Annotated in this window: 9 protein-coding genes; 3 read left to right on the top strand and 6 right to left on the bottom strand. The window is 76.1% G+C overall.

Annotation, left to right across the window (positions count from 1 at the left end):
- Nucleotides 1–67: 67 nt before the first annotated feature.
- Nucleotides 68–1,918 (top strand): HNH endonuclease signature motif containing protein, encoded by a 1,851-nt coding sequence (locus tag CBP52_RS15765; protein ID WP_232514542.1) that lies wholly within the window; start codon nt 68–70, stop codon nt 1,916–1,918.
- Between the two features lie 194 nt (nt 1,919–2,112).
- On the opposite strand, the gene CBP52_RS15760 is transcribed toward CBP52_RS15765, so the two are convergent.
- From CBP52_RS15760 to CBP52_RS15740, 5 genes are all read right to left on the bottom strand, one after another.
- Entirely contained in the window at nt 2,113–5,190 is a 3,078-nt protein-coding gene (locus CBP52_RS15760; RefSeq protein WP_094181758.1) for an FAD-binding and (Fe-S)-binding domain-containing protein, read from the bottom strand.
- 369 nt (nt 5,191–5,559) lie between these two features.
- Nucleotides 5,560–5,799, bottom strand: a complete 240-nt coding sequence (locus CBP52_RS15755) for a FeoA domain-containing protein (protein WP_094181757.1) — start codon at nt 5,797–5,799, stop codon at nt 5,560–5,562.
- Between the two features lie 147 nt (nt 5,800–5,946).
- The gene (locus CBP52_RS15750; protein ID WP_094181756.1) at nt 5,947–6,384 is read right to left on the bottom strand and encodes an OsmC family peroxiredoxin; all 438 of its coding nucleotides are present in this window, start codon (nt 6,382–6,384) and stop codon (nt 5,947–5,949) included.
- 297 nt (nt 6,385–6,681) lie between these two features.
- Entirely contained in the window at nt 6,682–8,229 is a 1,548-nt protein-coding gene (locus tag CBP52_RS15745; protein WP_157732681.1) for a D-alanyl-D-alanine carboxypeptidase family protein, read from the bottom strand.
- Nucleotides 8,230–8,873: 644 nt separating this feature from the next.
- Nucleotides 8,874–10,643, bottom strand: coding sequence for a GMC oxidoreductase (locus CBP52_RS15740; RefSeq protein WP_198303616.1), 1,770 nt, complete (start codon nt 10,641–10,643; stop codon nt 8,874–8,876).
- Nucleotides 10,644–10,883: 240 nt separating this feature from the next.
- Here CBP52_RS15740 and CBP52_RS15735 point away from each other — a divergent pair, with 240 nt between their 5' ends.
- Together CBP52_RS15735 and CBP52_RS15730 are read left to right on the top strand one after the other, a co-directional pair.
- Nucleotides 10,884–11,585, top strand: coding sequence for a protein-L-isoaspartate O-methyltransferase (locus tag CBP52_RS15735; RefSeq protein ID WP_094181754.1), 702 nt, complete (start codon nt 10,884–10,886; stop codon nt 11,583–11,585).
- A gap of 221 nt (nt 11,586–11,806) precedes the next feature.
- A complete protein-coding gene (locus CBP52_RS15730; protein ID WP_094181753.1) occupies nt 11,807–15,724 on the top strand; it encodes a S8 family serine peptidase in 3,918 nt (1,305 codons plus the stop codon).
- A 375-nt stretch (nt 15,725–16,099) separates the two neighbouring features.
- Here the strand turns inward: CBP52_RS15730 and CBP52_RS18405 are convergent, their stop codons facing one another.
- Nucleotides 16,100–16,930, bottom strand: coding sequence for a ribonuclease H (locus CBP52_RS18405; protein WP_232514541.1), 831 nt, complete (start codon nt 16,928–16,930; stop codon nt 16,100–16,102).
- Between the last annotated feature and the right edge of the window lie 158 nt (nt 16,931–17,088).

Raw genomic sequence — 17,088 nt, 5'->3', positions numbered from 1 at the left:
GCCTCCTCGTCCACAGGGCGCGCCCGCCCGTTCCCGCATCCATGTCCGATCGACTAGCGTCGTACACATGTTCGATTCGTCGGAAGCGTCCTGGTCGGGCGGCGCAGCAGACCGCGCCGTCGCCCGTGCGGCGCTGCCCGCGAGCCGTGAGTCGCCGGACGGAGCTCTCGACGAGCTCGAGGCGGTGCGGGTCCGGCTCGCCACGCTCGCGGCCGTCGCCGCGCGGGCCGACGGCTGGTCCGGCACGCAGCGGGCGCGCGCCTTGGGGACGCTCGACCGCATCGCATCCCTCGTGACGGTCGTGCGGTCGCCCGTGCTCGCGGCACAGCAGTCGGCGGCGGCCGCGGTCGGTGCCGGCCGCGAGTTCGCGGACACCCGCGCGCGGCTCACCGGCTCGACCAGGTGGCACGTGGCCGGTCAGGTCCGGTCCGCCGAGGCGCTGACGCGCCTGCCCGCCGTGCGCGCCGCGATGGCCGAGGGCGTGGTGCGCGACGGTCACGTCGACGTGCTCGCACGCACGCTCGAGCAGGCGCCCGCACAGGCCGCCGAGTCGTTGCGCACGCCGCAGGGACAGGCGGCCGTGGTCGAGCTCGCGCGCGGGGTCGACGCCCGTGAGTTCGGCCGCACGCTCACGGCCTGGGTCGCCGCGCAGGACGACGACCACCTCGAGGCCAGACGCGCGGCCCAGCACCGCGCGAGGTTCCTCACCCTCACCCACGCGGCGGACGGCACCCACCTGCGCGGGCGCCTCGACCCCGTCACGGGCCGGCTGCTGCAGCGCGCCCTCGACGCCACCGGGCACCGCCCCGACGACGACCGCACACCCGAGCAGGCTCGTGCCGACGCGTTGGCCGCGCTCGCCGGCAACCCCGCTGCTGGGCGCATCGCTCCCCCGTCGGCGTCGCAGCCGATCGAGCCGGTCGCCCACGCACGCCAGGTCGTGCGCGACGAGGTGCGCGACGAGGTGCGCGACGAGGTGCGTGCCGGGGCGTGGGCCGACGTGGGCGACGAGGCGCGCGGCGACGGGGAGCGGCCGCAGTCCGCCGCCGGTCCTCACCCCGGCTCGCTCGCCGTGCCCCACGTGTCGCTCCTCGTGCCTGCGGAGACGTGGGTGGAGCATCGTCGCCGCGCCGCGCGGCGTCACCGCGCGCCCGGCGCGCCGTCGAGCAGATCGGCGCCGGCGACGCCCTCCTCCTCCTCGGCGGTCCCACTGCCACCGGCCGTCACCGACGACGGCACCGTCCTGTCGCCGAGCGAGCTCGCGGCCGCGTTGTGCGACTGCGCGATGACGCGCGTGGTCATGGATGCGGCGGGCAGACCGCTCGACGTCGGCCGGACGCGACGCTCGTTCACGCCTGCCCAGCGCCTCGCTGTCGTCGCGCGTGACCGCGCGTGCGCGTGGAACGGGTGCTCGGTGCCGCCCGCGTACTGCGAGGTGCACCACATCGCGTGGTGGAACCGTGACGGGGGCACGTCCGACCTCGTCAACGCGGTCCTCCTGTGCTCGTTCCACCACCACGAGGTGCACCGCCTCGACCTCACCGTCGAACGTCACTCACGCGGCCCCGTGCGGACACACGGCGGCCCGCAGCGCACGCCCACGCGCGCCGAACCACGAGAGTCAGATGCGACACCGGAGCCGGATAGCGCCCCGGGGCGGCCGCCGGGTGCGGTACCGGAGACGGAGGGCGTACCGGAGCCCTCGTGGGTGGCAGGAACGCCGCGCCCGGACCTCGCGATGTCAGGCGGGCGCTCCTCGGCCGGCACCCGCTACACGTTCCGCGACCGGTCGGGTCGGCCCTACAACGCCCCGGCGTCACCGACGCGCATCGTCGGGCACGCGCCGGGCGCCGGCCACGGCGTGGGTCCGCACCTCGGCCCGGGCGTCGAGGCGAGACCAACGGGGTGGACGGCGTGAACGCGACCCGACACGGGTATGCCCTGCGGCCACGGTCGGCCCGGCGCGGGTCAGCCGGGGCGCGGGTCAGCCGGGGCGCGGGTCCGCCGGGGCGCGGGTCCGCCGGGGCGCGGGTCCGCCGGGGCGCGGGTCCGCCGGGGCGCGGGTCCGCCGGGGCGCGGGTCAGGCGGGGCGTGGGTCAGGCGGGGCGTGGGTCAGGCGGGCGTGGGCTCGGCGCGGTCGGGCGGTGCGGGGGTGGGGCGTGCGCCGAGCCGGGAGGCCAGGAGCTCCGCGAGGTGCATGCCCCGCACGCCCGCGAGCTGGTCGGCCTGCGTGCGGCACGAGTAGCCGTCCGCGAGGTAGATGTCACCCGGGGCCGCGTCGCGCAGAGCGGGCAGGAGCGAGTTCTCCGCGACCGCCACCGAGACGTCGTAGTGGCCCTTCTCCATGCCGAAGTTCCCGGCGAGCCCGCAGCAGCCGGCCATGGCCGAGAACGTCGCGCCGGCGTCGGTCAGGAGCCGACGGTCAGGCGTCCACGTCATGACGGAGTAGTGGTGGCAGTGGGGCTGGACGACGGCGGTCACGTCGGACAGATCGGGGACCTGCCAGCGGTCCCCGGGGCCGATCGGCGCGGGGGCGGTGAGCAGCTCGGCGAGCGTCCGGGTCTCGCGGGCGACGGCCACCGCGCGCGGGTCGTCGGGCAGGAGGTCGCGCAGGTCGGAGCGCAGCACGGCGGTGCAGGACGGCTCGAGGCCGACGATCGGGATGCCGTTCACGGCGAACGGTCCGAGCACCTCGAGGAGGTGCTCGAGCTGGTGGCGCGCGCCCTCGAGCTGGCCCGTGCTGATCCAGGTCAGGCCGCAGCACGCCTGGTGGTCGGGCACGAGCACCTCGTAGCCCGCGTCGCGGAGCACCGCGACCGCAGCCCGCGCGACCGACGGCGCGAGCGCGTCGCTGAACGAGTCGGTCCACAGCAGCACCCGCGGCCGGGAGCCCGTCGGGGCATCGGTCGTGGCATCCGCGCGAGCACCCTCCACCGCTCCGGTCCGCTCACCCGCCGGGCCGCTCGGCTGCCCGCTCGCCTGGTCGGTCGTGGGCGACGAGGACGTGGGCGGCGCCGGGGCGAGCGAGGCCGCTGCGCCCGAGGCGACCCGGGTCACCTCGGAGGCGCCCGCGCGGCGGACCCAGCGGCGGAACGGCTCACCGGCGAACGTCACCATCTGCCGACGGGTGTCCATGCCGCCCGCCGCGAGCACGAGCTTGGCGATCGGACGCACACCCAGGACGGCGTTGGCCACGGACGCGACCCCGGGCAGGCCCGTGACGAGCCGCGCCCACCGGGGCAGCCATCCGAGCGCGTAGTGGTTCACGGGACGCAGGCGGCCGCGGTACGTGCGGTGCAGCACCTCGGACTTGTACTGGGCCATGTCCACGCCCGCAGGGCAGTCCGACGAGCACGCCTTGCAGCTCAGGCACAGGTCGAGCGCCTCGTGCACCTCGGGCGAGGACCAGCCGCGCGACACGAGCGAACCGTTCGCCATCTCCTGGAGCACGCGGGCCCGCCCGCGCGTCGAGTCCTTCTCGTCCTTCGTCGCGAGGTACGAGGGGCACATGAAGCCGCCCGCCGCGGTCGAGTCGGCGCGGCACTTGCCGACCCCGACGCAGCGGTGGACGGCCGTCGTGAGGTCGCCCGCGTCGTGCGCGAAGGAGAAGCCCGTGGTCGCGGGCAGCGGGCGCGCGGCGGGCCGGCGCAGGTCGGCGTCGATCGCCGCGGGCCGCACCAGCACGCCGGGGTTGAGCAGGTCGCGCGGGTCGAACAACGCCTTGAACTGCCCGAAGACCTCGATGGCGCGCGGCGAGTACATCACGGGCAGCAGCTCGGAGCGTGCGCGGCCGTCACCGTGCTCGCCCGACAGCGACCCGCCGTGCGACGCGACGAGCTCGGCGGCGTCCTGCATGAACGCGCGCAACGGGTCGCCCGTGCGCTCGAGCGGGATGTCGATGCGCAGGTGCACGCACCCGTCGCCGAAGTGCCCGTAGGCCAGCCCGTCGACCCGGTGCCGCGCCATGAGCGCCTCGAGGTCGCGCAGGTACCCGCCGAGCTTCGCGGGTGGCACGGCGGAGTCCTCGAACCCGGGCCACGCCTGCTCACCGGACGGCGTGCGACCGCCGAGGCCGGCCCCGTCCTCGCGGATGCGCCACATCGCGGTCGCCTCGGCCCCCGGCGGGAAGAGGGCCACGGCTCGGGTCCCCGCGTCGGCGGCCAGGGCGCGGGCGCGCTCGAGGGCCTCGTCGAGCGTGTCGCCGCCGACCTCGACCATGAGCCAGCCCGCGCCGGGCGGCAGGTCCGGCACGGCGGCCGCACCGCGAACTCGTCGGACCACGTCCACCAGACGCGCGTCCATGCCCTCGATCGCGATGGGCCGGTGCGCCAGGAGAGCGGGGACCGCGTCCGCGGCGGCGGGCATGTCCGGGTAGCCGAGCACGACGAGCACGGGCGCCGCGGCGATCGGGACGAGCCGGAGCTTCGCCTCGAGCAGCGTGCCGACGGTGCCCTCCGTGCCGACGAGCGCCTTCGCGAGGTCCGTGCCGTTCTCGGGCAGCAGGTGCTCGAGCGAGTAGCCCGACACCTGGCGGCCGAACCGGCCGAGCTCGGTGCGCAGCAGGTCGAGGTTGGCACGCACGAGCGCGGGCAGACCCGCCACGACGTCGAGCCCACCCTCACCGGCGCGCGCCTCGACCCGCCGGCCCGTGCCGTCGACGAGGTCGAGCGCCAGCACGTTGTCGGCCGTCCGGCCGTAGGCGACGGCCCGCGGACCGCACGCGTTGTTGCCGATCATCCCGCCGAGGGTCGCCCGGGTCCACGTCGAGGGGTCCGGGCCGAACCGCAACCCGTGCGGCGCGGCGGCCGTCTGCAGCGCGGCCATGACGACGCCGGGCTGGACCCGCGCAGTCCGCTCCTCGGGGTCGACCTCGAGGATGCGGTTGACGTGCCGGGAGAAGTCGAGGACCACGCCGGGGCCGACGGAGTTGCCCGCGACGGACGTGCCCGCGCCGCGGGCCGTGATGGGCACGCCTGCCTCGCGGGCGACCGCGAGCGCCGCCTCCACGTCGTCGGTGTCCTGCGGGAACACGACGACCTGCGGGACCACCCGGTAGTTCGACGCGTCGGTCGAGTACTCCGCGCGACGCCGGGACGAGTCGTCGACCGCCCCGCGCACCGCGGACCGGAGCGCGGCGACGACGTCGGTCACGGCGCTCTTCTCGTCGGCCACAGCAGTCACGGGGGGCATCTTCGCACCACCGCCCGAGGGCGGTCCGGGACCACCCGAGGACCGGACGCCGCCCCCGCACCCCGGGTTCCCGGCGCCCCACCGCCGCCTATTCGCCGGCTCCTGCCGCGGCCGCCCTCGTCGGCGCCGCGCGAGGGCTGGCAGGTCGCGTGGCGCGCAGGCGCGTTTCCCGGGCGGTGCAGGGGGTGTGGACCCGGTCGGGCCCCGGGCGATGCCGTGGACCGAGGCGAGGCTGGCGTAGGCCCGGGCAGGGCCCGGCAATGCCGAGGAGCCGAGGTGGTGCAGTGCTGCAGGGGTGCTGGGTGCAGGGGTGCTGGGTGCAGGGGCACGACGGTCGGGCCAGCGACCGTGGGCCCTCGGCGGGCGGTGTCAGGCCGGGTCGATGCCGTGGACCGGGGAGACGTAGCGGCGGACGCAGGTCCAGGACCGGAGCGCGAACCGGTCGGTCCCCAGCCCGACCTCACGATCGCCCAGCCCGCCGCGGTGGGTCACGTGCACGGCCGCCCCCGGGGCGAGCCCGAGGCTCCGGCACCGGCGACGCATCGCGGTGTCGAGGTCGATGCGGACGGCCCGGGCAGCGTCGCCCGGTGTCCCCTCGGCGAGGGTCACGCTCGCGACGGTAGGTCCCCGACGAGCCGTCGGCCTGGGCCGGAGGTCCTCGGGGGACGTCCGCCCAGGCCGACGACTGCCCAGGTCAAGCGTGATGAAGCGCCCGCCGGCCGGCCACGGCGTGTCGAGCAGCGAGCGAGCGCGGCGTCAGGTGAGCGCGGCGTCGAGCGTGATCTCGGTGCCGGTGAGCGCCTTGCTCACGGGGCAGCCGGCCTTGGCGCTCTCGGCCGCGGCACGGAAGCCGTCGGCGTCGAGGCCCTCGACCTGCCCGCGCACGGTGAGCGCGATGCCGGAGATGCGGAACCCGCCGGCCGGGTCGGGGCGCAGGGTGACGTCCGCCTTCACGTCGAGCGCGACGGGCGTGCCGCCGGCCTCGCCGATGAGCGCGGACAGCTGCATCGCGTAGCAGGACGAGTGCGCGGCCGCGATGAGCTCCTCGGGGCTCGTGACGCCGCCGGCCTCGTCGGCCGCGCGCCGGGGGAACGAGACGTCGTAGGCACCGGCGCCCGAGCTCGAGAGCTCGACGTGACCGCTGCCGTCGGCGAGAGTTCCCTGCCAGGAGGTGTGTGCGCTGCGCGTGGGCATGACCGCTCCTTCGTCGTGACGTGGATGTGCGCCCGCGACCGCGCTGGTGCGGTCGGCGGACCGCCGGCACCAGCGACGACGCGCATCGCGCGGCGTCCGGGCCGGCTCGTCCACGCTAGGCGCGGGGGCCGCCCGCCGCAGCCCGGCGGCCACGCCTCGGACACCCGGGCCCCGACCGGCACGCATCACCCGGGAGCCCGCTCCCGGCCACGGGGCGTCACGCGCCGGCGGGCCGCTCGGGCATCACACCGGCTGTGCGCGTCACACCGGCTGCGTGCGTCACACCGGCTGCGCGCGTCAGCGCACGTACTCCCAGTGCCACGCCTCGGGCTTGCTGCCACCCGCGCGCGCCCACGCGGGGTGGACCCAGCCGAACTCGTCGGCGTGCTGCTGCATCCACGCGTGCTGCGCGGTGCCGAACGCCTGGATGCCGCCGCCCAGGTCGACCGCGATGCCCGTCCCGTGGTTCGACGTGCCGGGGGCCGCGCACAGCCAGCCCTTGGTCGCGCGGCACGTGACCTGCGCGCCGTACGAGCGGTAGGAGTCGGAGACCGCGAGGTGCGTCCCGAAGTCGTCGAGGTACGCGGCGTCCAGCGCCTCGAGGTCCTCGGCGGCGTCGCAGCGCAGCAGCTGGCCGGCGTCGAACGACAGCGCGCACAGCGCCGACGACGGCACCCGGCCGTTCGCGTAGCCGAGCAGCGACTTCTTCCACGCGGCACGCTCGGCCGCGGCTTCCTCGGCCGCAGCCTCGGCGGCGGCCTTCGCGGCCGCCTCCTCCTGCGCCTTCTTCGCGGCGGCCGCGGCGGCTGCGGCGGCCTTCTTCCGCTCGGCCTCGAGCCGCGCGGCCTCCTCCTCGGCGGCGATGCGCGCGCGCTCCTCCTCCGCGGTGTCGAGGACCTCGCCGCTGAGCGCGACGACCCGCGCGAGGGCCGCGCGGATCTTGCGGGTCGTGGCGTCCTCGGGCCCCTGGACCGGCGGGATCTCGACGACGTCGTCGGCGGACGCCTCGGCGGGGTTGTCGGTCGCGCCCTGCGTGGGGCTCTCGGTGGAGGTCGCGGTGGAGCTCTCGGTGGGGTTCTCGGCAGCCGTCCCGGTCGCGTCGGGGGTCGGGGTGGCCGACGAGGCGGCACCCCCTGCCGCACCCGTGTCGGCCGGGTCGGCGGGCGCGGGCGTCTGCTGCGGGGCGCCGGCCGTGGCCAGCAGGTCCTGCGACGCGCTCAGCAAGGGCTCGCTCGAGGGCGCCTGGGCATCGGCGGCAGGAGCGTCGGCAGCGGCTTCGTCGGCCGCGGGAGCGTCGGCAGCGGCAGCGCCGGCGGCGGGAGCGTCGGCAGCGACAGCAGTCGGCTCGTCGGTCGCGCCGCGGGCCGCACCCGAAGGCGTACCCGAACCCGCGCTACCCGAGCGCGCGCTCGTCGTGCGCTCGGTCGAGGTACGCGACCCGCTGCGGGACGCGGTGTCCGCACCGCGCAGCTCGGCGATCCCGAGGTCGGCGACACCGGCGTCGTCGAGGAGGTCCTCGAGCTCGGCGGTCGCGGCCTCGAGGGCGGCGAGGGACTCGTCGTCGAGCGTGACGTCCTCCGCGGCGAGGCTGGCCTCGTGCGCGGTCTGCATCGCCTCGAACGCGGCGCCCGCGACGGCCGTGCGCGCCTCGCGCATGGCGGTGCGGTCGGAGCTCGCCGCCGCGGTGCTCTGCGCGACGAACGCACCGAGCGAACCGGTGAGGGCGACGACGACGAACCCCTGGGCCAGTCGGCGGGGGGTGATACGGAAGGGGCGCGGGCGGGCCGGGACCGCCGCGTGGCGGCCGCTGCCGGACGTGCGCCGGCGCTGCGGCTCGTCATTCATCGCGTCCACGTTAAGAACGTTCGGACGGGGGACCGCGTGACGTGAGGTCAAGGTTCTGCGAAGGCTTTCGAGGGCGCTTCGCACATGTCGGACACGCCCGCTGCCGGTGGTCGCGTCGGGCCGTCGACGGGTCGCGCGACGCCTCGGGGGTGTCGCCCCTGGTCAGTCGGCGGATGTCCCGACGAGGCCGTGGAGAACGTTCTGGCATGAATCGGGCAGCCGCTCGCGACGCGCCGAACATCGCTCACCATCACACTTCCGCCACATTGTTCACCCGCTCGCAGCGGCGTGTCGCGCGGGTCACAGTGGGGCCTTCACCCAGTCGCAGAGCCCCTCGACCTGCACAAACGCCCCACGGCTGCGCGAACCGGACATCCGGTCCCGCTCGACGCCGCCGCCGCGTCCGCGGCACGCGACGCACGGCAACGGCGTGCGCGCCGTCACATCTCCGCCACGCGCGGTGAGCCCCTCCCCGAGGTGGGTGGCGGCGAGTCGAGTAACGCGGAGCGGATGGCGCGGAGCCGATGCTGCGGGGCGGGATGGCGCGGAGCCGATGCTGCGGGGCGGGTGCTGGGAGCGGATGGTGCGGAGCGGGTGCTTGGAGCGGATGGCGCGGAGCGGGTGGGTCGGTCGCGGCGACGGGGTCAGGGGTCCGGGTGCGCGACGCCCCGCGTCGGTCGCAGCGCGCCCGGCGCACCGGCCGGGACCACCGGGCGGGCCGGGGCGACCGGGGCCAGGCGCAGGTAGGGCTCGCCCGGTGCGGGACGCGGGTCGACCTCGCCGCGGTTGGGCCACAGTGCGCACGCGCGCTCGGCCTGCGCGGTGATGGTGAGCGACGGGTTCACGCCGAGGTTCGCCGAGATCGTCGAGCCGTCGACCACGTGCAGCCCGGGGTGGCCGTGGACGCGGTGGTACGGGTCCACCACGCCCTCGTCACGGGTCCGCCCGATCGTGCACCCGCCGATGAAGTGCGCCGTCATGGGCACGTCGACGACCTCCGCGAGGCTCGAGGCCGGGAACCCGCCGAGCCGCCGCGCCATCGCCCGGTACGCGGCGTGCGCCTGCGGGATCCAGGTGGGGTTCGGCTCGCCCTCCCCCGGTGTCGACGTCAGCCGCACCCGGCCGCGCCACGTGCGGCGGGGGCGCACGACGATCGACGCCCCGCCCGTCTGCATGACGAGCCCGATCACGGTCCGTTGCGACCAGGACCCGATGCCCAGCACCAGCGACGCGACCTGCCCGGGGTGCCGCGCGACCGTCCCGAGCCACCGCAGCGCCCGCTCGGCCCGCGCCCCACCGGGCCGCCCGTCGGCGGGTGCGACGCCCGCGCCGCCACCGCCCGGGCGGGTGCGACCCGCGGTGACGACCGTGGAGAGCAACCCCATGAGGTTCGACCCGCGTCCGTACCGCACGGGCTCGAGGTGGGTGCGCTCGTCGAGCCACACGGACGACGTGATGGCGACGCCGCGGGTCAGGTCGGGCGCCGAGCGCCGGTCCCGCCACCGGGCGACGGCCCCGCCGAGCGCCTCGGAGTTCGTCCGCGTGAGGTGGCCGAGCCGGTCGGACAGCTCGGGCAGCACGCCGTCGGCCTTGAGGCGGTGCAGGAGCGCCTGCGTCCCCCACGCACCGGCGGCGAGCACGACCTGCCCGGCGCGCAGGGTCCTGCGGCCCCGGCGTGGGTGCCCGGTCGCGGCGACGTCGACCTCCCACGTCCCGTCGGCGGCGGGGCGCACGGACGTCACGGTGGTGAGCGCACGGACGCGCACGCCCGCACGCTCGGCGAGCGCGAGGTAGTTCGTCGTCAGCGTGTTCTTCGCGCCGAACCGGCAGCCCGTCATGCACGCGCCGCACTGCGTGCACCCGCGACGCTGCGGCCCGACCCCGCCGAAGAACGGGTCGGGCACCGCCTGGCCGGGCTCGAGCCGTCCGTCGCGCCCGAACACCACGCCGACCGGCGCGAGGCGGAAGGACCCCCCGACCCCGAGGTCCTGCGCGGCGCCGCGGACCACCTCGTCGGCCGGTGTGGTGCTGGGATTCTCGACGACGCCGAGCATGCGCCGCGCCTGGTCGTAGTGGGGCGCGAGCTCGGCGCGCCAGTCGGTGATGCCCGCCCACTGCGGGTCGTCCCAGAACTCGTCACGCTCGGGCTCGTACAGCGTGTTCGCGTAGACCAGCGAGCCGCCGCCGACGCCCGCGCCGGCGAGCACGACCACGTCAGGCAGCACGTGGATCCGCTGGATGCCCGTGCACCCGAGCCGCGGCGCCCACAGGAACCGCCGCACGTCCCAGGACGTGCGCGGCAGCGTGTCGTCGGTGAAGCGCCGGCCTGCCTCGACGACGAGCACGCGGTAGCCCTTCTCGACGAGCCGCAGCGCCGCGACGCTCCCGCCGAAGCCGGATCCGACGACGACCACGTCGGCGTCGAGCGGGTCGTCGGCACGCTCGTCGGCGTGCTCGTCGGCGGCGACGACGCCCGGCGCCTGAGGCGCGGCGGGGTGCGCGGGCGTGTGCGACGACGTCGTCGTGGTCCGGGGGGCGGTCACCCGCCTAGTGTCGGTGGTGAGCGCGGCGTGCGCCGTCACCGCCACGTGCGGCGCGCGCCGTCCCGGACGGAAGCGGACGTACCACCTCGCCCGAGGCGACGGAGGCGGCGAATGCGCGGTGACGGACCTGGCGACGAGAACGGCCGAGCTGACGAGCACGGCCGAGCTGACGAGCACGGCCGAGCTGACGAGCACGGCGGCGACGAGCGCGACGCCACGCACGAGGCACCCGCCGCGAGCCAGCGGGTCGCGGACGCGATGCGGGCGGTGCCGCGCGCGGACTTCCTGCCGCCGGCGCAGCGCGGCAACGCCACGCAGGACCAGGCGCTGCCGCTGTGGCAGGGGTCGACGTGCTCGCAGCCGAGCACGGTCGCGGCGATGCTGCGCCTGCTGGACGTGCCGCGCGGCGCGAGGGTGCTCGACGTGGGCGCGGGCTCGGGCTGGACGACGGCGCTGCTCGCGTGGCTCGTCGGGCCGCAGGGCGAGGTGCTGGGTCTGGAGCTGGAGCCGCAGATCGCGCAGTGGGGCGCGCAGAACCTCGAGCGGTTCGTCGCGCAGCACCGCGCCGAGGTGGGTCGGGCGCGGCTCGAGCGGGCCGAGCCGGGCACGGTCGGGCGCCCGCGCGCGGGCGGGTGGGACCGGGCGCTGGTGTCGGCGGCGGCGCGGACCGTCCCCGACGCGCTCGTCGGGATGCTCGCGGACCCCGGGCGGCTGGTGCTGCCCGTGCGGTCGACCATGCACCTCGTCGTGCGGGCGGACGGGCAGGTCAGCGTCTCGACGCACGGCTCGTACGCGTTCGTCCCGCTGCGCTGACCGGGCGCCGCCGCACCCGAGCGCACCTGAGCGCACCTGGGCGCACCTGGGCGCACCCCGGCGGCAGGTCGGGCAATCGGGAGCGAACGGGTGACGCGGGACGTACCGGTAAGTAACGTGCGTCGGGCGTGCTGCATGACCGCCGAGGAGGGAACGAGGACGATCGCCGGTCCGACGATCACGCGGGACGCTCCGTGAGAACCACGACTCCAGGGGTGCACATGTCACGTCCACCAGCTCGTCGTCCCGCGCTCGCCGCAGCCACCGCGCTGTCCGTCGCGCTCACCACCGGTGTCCTGGCGACCTCCGCGTCCGCCGCCCCACCGGGGCCGCCCACGCCGGCCGACCACCGCATCGACCCGTCACGGCTCGACGCGTCCCTCGCCGAGGCACGCAAGACCGTCGGCATCGCGGACGCCGAGGGCCGGGTCACGGCGCTCGTCACGCTCGACGCCCCCGCCGGGGTGGACGTCGCCGCGCAGGGCAAGGACGCCGTGCAGGACGCCGCCGCGCAGACCCAGGCGGTCGCCGAGGCCGTCGTCCCCGCCGAGCTGACCGCGAGGAACGCCCGCTCGGCGACGCCCAAGCGCGTCGGCACGCTCACCAACCTCGTCGCGGGGACGCTCGTCACGGGCGACGCCGCCAAGATCCGCGCGCTCGCCGCGAAGGACCAGGTCACAGCCATCTACCGGGTGGTGGAGAAGCGCACCACGAACTCCAGCACGGTCGCCTTCACCCGCGCGCTGCAGGCGTGGCAGGACACCGGGCAGACCGGTGAGGGCGTGAGCCTGGCGGTCATCGACACGGGCCTGGACTACACGCACGCCGACTTCGGCGGCGCCGGGACCCAGGAAGCGTACGAGGAGGCGTACGGCGAGGACGGCACGCAGCCCGTCGACCCCGCGTGGTTCGACGCGGCGAAGTTCGCCGGGGGCTACGACTTCGCGGGGCCGCTGTACGACGCGAGCCTCGACGAGCCGGGCTCCACGGACGTCCCGACGCCCGACGAGAACCCCATCGACGCGCTGGCCACGTCGCCCAACTCCGGCCACGGCACGCACGTCGCGGGCAGCGCCGCGGGCTACGGCGTCGATGCCTCGGGTGACACGTTCCGCGGCGACTACGCCACGCTGACGGACGTGTCCGACTGGGAGGTCGGCCCCGGCTCGGCCCCGCGCGCGCAGCTGTGGTCGTTCAAGGTCTTCGGTGACATCGGCGGGTCCACGGACCTCACGAGCCTCGCGCTCGACCGCGCCGCGGACCCGGACGGCGACGGCGACCTGTCCGACCGGGTCGACGTGGTCAACATGTCGCTCGGCGGCGACGGCGCCCCGGCCGACGACCCCGACAGCCTGCTGGTGGACGAGCTCACGAAGCTGGGCGTGCTCGTCACCAACTCCGCGGGCAACGCCGGCGACATCACCGACATCGGGGGCGCGCCGGGCAACGCCGCGAGCGCCCTCACCGTCGCGAACTCGGTCGGCTCCCCCGTGCTCGACGCCGTGAAGGTCACCGCGGCGTCCGACGACGCGCTCGTGGGCGACGAGCTGCCCGCGCAGAACTCGGTCGCGTACGCGGGTCCGGACGTCGAGGCGCCCGTGGCGTACCTCGGCGCGACGTTCGACGGGTGCACCGCGTTCACGGCCGCGCAGGCCGCTGCGGTCGCCGGGAAGATCGCGTACCTGTGGTGGGACGACGACGACACGTCCCGCCGGTGCGGCTCCGCGGCGCGCTTCACCAACGCGGCGACCGCCGGTGCGGTCGGCGTGGTGCTGCCCACCGAGCTCACGGTGTTCGCCGCGGGCATCGCGGGCAACGCGGCCATCCCGGGCGCGCAACTCACCCAGCAGTCGACCGACGCGCTCCTGCCGGAGATCGAGGCGGGGACGCTCACGCTCTCGATCGGCCCCGGCTACGCCATGAGCGGCAGCCTGGACGGTGCGCAGGACCTGCTGAACGACGGCTCGTCGCGCGGCGTGCACGGTTCGCTCGGCGTCGTGAAGCCCGACGTCGCGGCGCCCGGCACGGGCATCCTGTCCGCCGCGTCGGGCGGCGGCTCCGCGGGGCACGTGCTGTCCGGCACGTCGATGGCCGCACCGCACGTCGCGGGCATCGCCGCGCTCGTCCGGGCCGCGCACCCGCGCTGGTCGCCGACCGAGGTGAAGGCCGCGATCGTCAACACCGCGACGCACGACGTCACGACCGAGCCCGGCGGGGCCGGCCTGGCCTACGGGCCGGAGCGCGTGGGCGCCGGGCGGGTCGACGCGCTCGCCGCGGTCGAGACCGACGTCGTCGCGTACGCCGCGAAGGACCCGGCGCTCACGTCGGTGGCGTTCGGGGTCGTCGACGTGGGCGCCACGAAGGTCACGCGCAAGGCCACGGTCACGGTCCGCAACTTCGGCCGGTCCGCGCAGAGCTACGACGCGTCGTTCGCCGCCGCGTCCACCACGGGCGGCGCGACGATCACGGTCTCGCCCGCACGCGTCACCGTCCCGCGCGGCGGCAAGGCCACGGTCACGCTCACGCTGTCGGTGGACCCGGCGACGCTCGAGCGGGACATCGACCCGACGTCGTCGCTCGAGCAGGGCGGGCTGCCCCGCGAGTACGTCGCGGCGCTCACGGGCCGGCTCGTGCTCGACTCGCGGTCGGGTGACGACGAGCTGCGCGTCCCCGTCCAGGCGGCGCCGCGGCTCGTGAGCGACCTGCGCGCCCAGGACGTCACGTTCACGGGGTCCGCGGACACCGCGGGCCTGGCGCTGCGGGGCCGCGGTGTCGCCTCCGGCGGGTGGCAGTCGCTGACCACACCGCTGATCCTCGGCGCCACCAGCCCGCGTCTGCCGCGGGAGGCGACGCTGGGCACGTCCCGGTCGGCCGTCCGGTCCGGTGACCTCCGCTACGTCGGCTGGTCGTCCACCGCGCCGCACGTCGAGGCGCTCGGCGCCGACCCGCAGGAGTACGGCCTGCTCGACGTCGGCCTCGCGACCGAGGGCGACTGGGCCTCGCTCGGTCGCAGCGTGTTCCCCGTGATCGACATCGACGTCGACGGGGACGGCAGGTTCGACCTCGAGTCGATCGTGTGGAAGCTCGACGACGCGATCGACCTCACCGTCGTCGCGACGTACGACCTGCACGCGCCCGCGAGCGCTCCGGCGGTCGACGTCCAGCCGGTCAACGCCGAGCTCGGCGACGTCGACACCGGCGTGTTCGACTCGAACGTGCTGGTCGCACCGATCGCGCTCGGCGCGACCGGCATCGCGCCCGGGGACACCCCGACCGTCACCGTGTGGACGTACTCGCCGTACGGCGGGGACGACTCGGTGGTCGACGAGGCCGAGGCGTTCACGGTCGACCCGTACTCGCCGCCGTTCTGGTTCGAGAACGACCGGTCGTCCCTCGTCTCGACGAACGGCGCGGGCGGGGTGAGCATCCCGGTGCACCGCTCCGCCGACGCGACGAGCGGCGAGCTGCTGGTGCTGCAGCACCACAACCGCGACGGCAGGCGCGCGCAGGTCGTCGACGTCACGGTCCCGACGAGCACGACGACGACCCTCGCGGTCAGCGGCGGCACGTCGTACGGCTCCACGGCGACCCTCACCGCGAGGGTCGCACCGTCGGCCGCGACGGGGTCGGTCGCGTTCCGCGACGGCACCCGGCTGCTCGCCGTGGAGCGGGTGCGTCACGCGACGGCGACCGCGCGGGTCCGGCTCGGCCTGGGGGCGCACTCGCTCACCGCGTCGTTCGTGCCCGACCGCGGGACGCCGTACCTCGCGTCGACGTCGGCACCCGCCGCGGTAACGGTCGGGAGGTCGGCGACGACGACGTCGGTGAAGGTGGCGGGCGCGGGCGGCTCGTCCCGCTCGTCGGCCCTGCCGGCCGGCGGCAGGGGCGGGTCGCACGGACCGGTCACCGCGGTCGTCACGGTGGTCGGGGCGACCGCCGCACCGTCCGGCACGGTGACCCTGTCCGAGGGCGGGGCGACGCTGGGCACCGCGAAGCTGTCGGTACGGCGGCTCACCGGCACGGCCACGGTCACGCTGCGTGACCTGGCACCCGGGTCGCACACCCTGACCGCGACCTACCCCGGCACGGCGACGACAGCGCCCTCCACCGGCACGGTCACCGTCACGATCCGCCGCTGACCCGCAGGACCACCGCACGACGACCCCGCGGTCGCTCCGGCTCTGCCCCACGAGACCCGGAGCAACCGCGGGGTCACGCGTGTCCGGACGGCTGGGGGTGGGGTCGGGATCAGAAGAGCGGGTCCATCCCGACGAGACCGGGGTTGCTCCGGGTCCCGGCCGCCGAAGCCGGAACAAGCACGGCCTCGGCCGTGGCGTCCCCGACGAGACCGGGGTTCCTCCGGGTATCCACGCTCGAACCCGGAGCAACCGCGGGGTCGACGACGGTGGGGGCGGTGACTGTGGGGTCGACGACGGGGCGGTGACTGTGGGGTCGACGGGGGTGGGGTCGGTGACCTCAGTGGCGACGACCGTGGGGTCGGGGTGGGGTCGGGATCAGAAGAGCGGGTCCATCCCGACGAGACCGGGGTTGCTCCGGGTCCCGGCCGCCGAAGCCGGAACAAGCACGGGCTCGGCAGGTGGGTTCCCGACGAGACCGGGGTTGCTCCGGGTATCCGCGCTCGGACCCGGAACAACCGCGGCGTCGACGACGGTGGGGGCGGTGGCCTCGGAGTCGACGGTGGGGGCGGTGGCCTCGGAGTCGACGGTGGGGGCGGTGGCTTCGGAGTCGACGGTGGGGGTGGGGGTGGGGGGCGCGGGCGTGGGGGGTGGGGGGAGGGTGCCGGCGCGGGCGGCGCGGGCGGCGATGCCCGCGAGCTCGTCGGCGCGCTCGTTGAAGCGGTCGCCGCGGTGGCCGCGCACCCACGAGAACGTGACGGGACCGGTGCGCTCGCGGATCGCCTGGTCGATCGCCTGGACCAGCGCGAGGTTCTGGACCGGGCCGCCGCTCGCGGTGCGCCAGCCGCGCCGACGCCAGCCGCGCACCCACTCCGACGAGCACTTGATCGCGTACTGAGAGTCCGCCTCGATGCGCAGCGGCTCGGGGCCGGGGTGCGCGAGGACCGCCTCGAGCACGGCCGTGAGCTCGGCGACCTGGTTGGTGCCGGAGGGTGCGCCGCCGCTCGCGCTCGTGCCGTCGTGGTTGGCCCACGCCCAGCCGATCGCGCCGCCGGGGTTGCGTAGGCAGGAGCCGTCGGTGCTCACGGTGATCATCGGCGCCATTGTCCGGTACGGCGCCCGGCCCGCGCGCCGCGCGTCCACGGCGAGCACCGGCGGCAGGCGCGTGGTCGGGCGGCCCGTGGGCGTCCGACGGGCGGTCCCGCGCACGGGTCGCGGCGTACCGGGCATGTCCCCCAGACGCGACACAAGTGTTTCGATCTGGTTACAAACGCCCGGAGAGCTCTACCGATCAGTAACGTGCGCCGCACGTCTGCTCCGTGTCGCCCATGACAGCCGGCACGGCACCGCCGACGTCCCGAGAGATC

This window comes from Cellulomonas sp. PSBB021 (assembly GCF_002240455.1).
GTDB classification, from domain to species: Bacteria; Actinomycetota; Actinomycetes; order Actinomycetales; family Cellulomonadaceae; genus Cellulomonas; species Cellulomonas uda.
This window is presented reverse-complemented; position numbering and strand designations above follow the sequence as displayed.

Excerpts from the sequence above, each read along its gene's own strand:
- CBP52_RS15735 (WP_094181754.1), top strand. The coding sequence starts at position 10,884 with ATGCGCGGTGACGGACCTGGCGACGAGAACGGCCGAGCTGACGAGCAC.
- CBP52_RS15760 (WP_094181758.1), bottom strand. The coding sequence starts at position 5,190 with ATGCCCCCCGTGACTGCTGTGGCCGACGAGAAGAGCGCCGTGACCGAC.
- CBP52_RS15745 (WP_157732681.1), bottom strand. The coding sequence starts at position 8,229 with ATGAATGACGAGCCGCAGCGCCGGCGCACGTCCGGCAGCGGCCGCCAC.
- CBP52_RS15750 (WP_094181756.1), bottom strand. The coding sequence starts at position 6,384 with ATGCCCACGCGCAGCGCACACACCTCCTGGCAGGGAACTCTCGCCGAC.
- CBP52_RS15765 (WP_232514542.1), top strand. The coding sequence starts at position 68 with ATGTTCGATTCGTCGGAAGCGTCCTGGTCGGGCGGCGCAGCAGACCGC.
- CBP52_RS15730 (WP_094181753.1), top strand. The coding sequence starts at position 11,807 with ATGTCACGTCCACCAGCTCGTCGTCCCGCGCTCGCCGCAGCCACCGCG.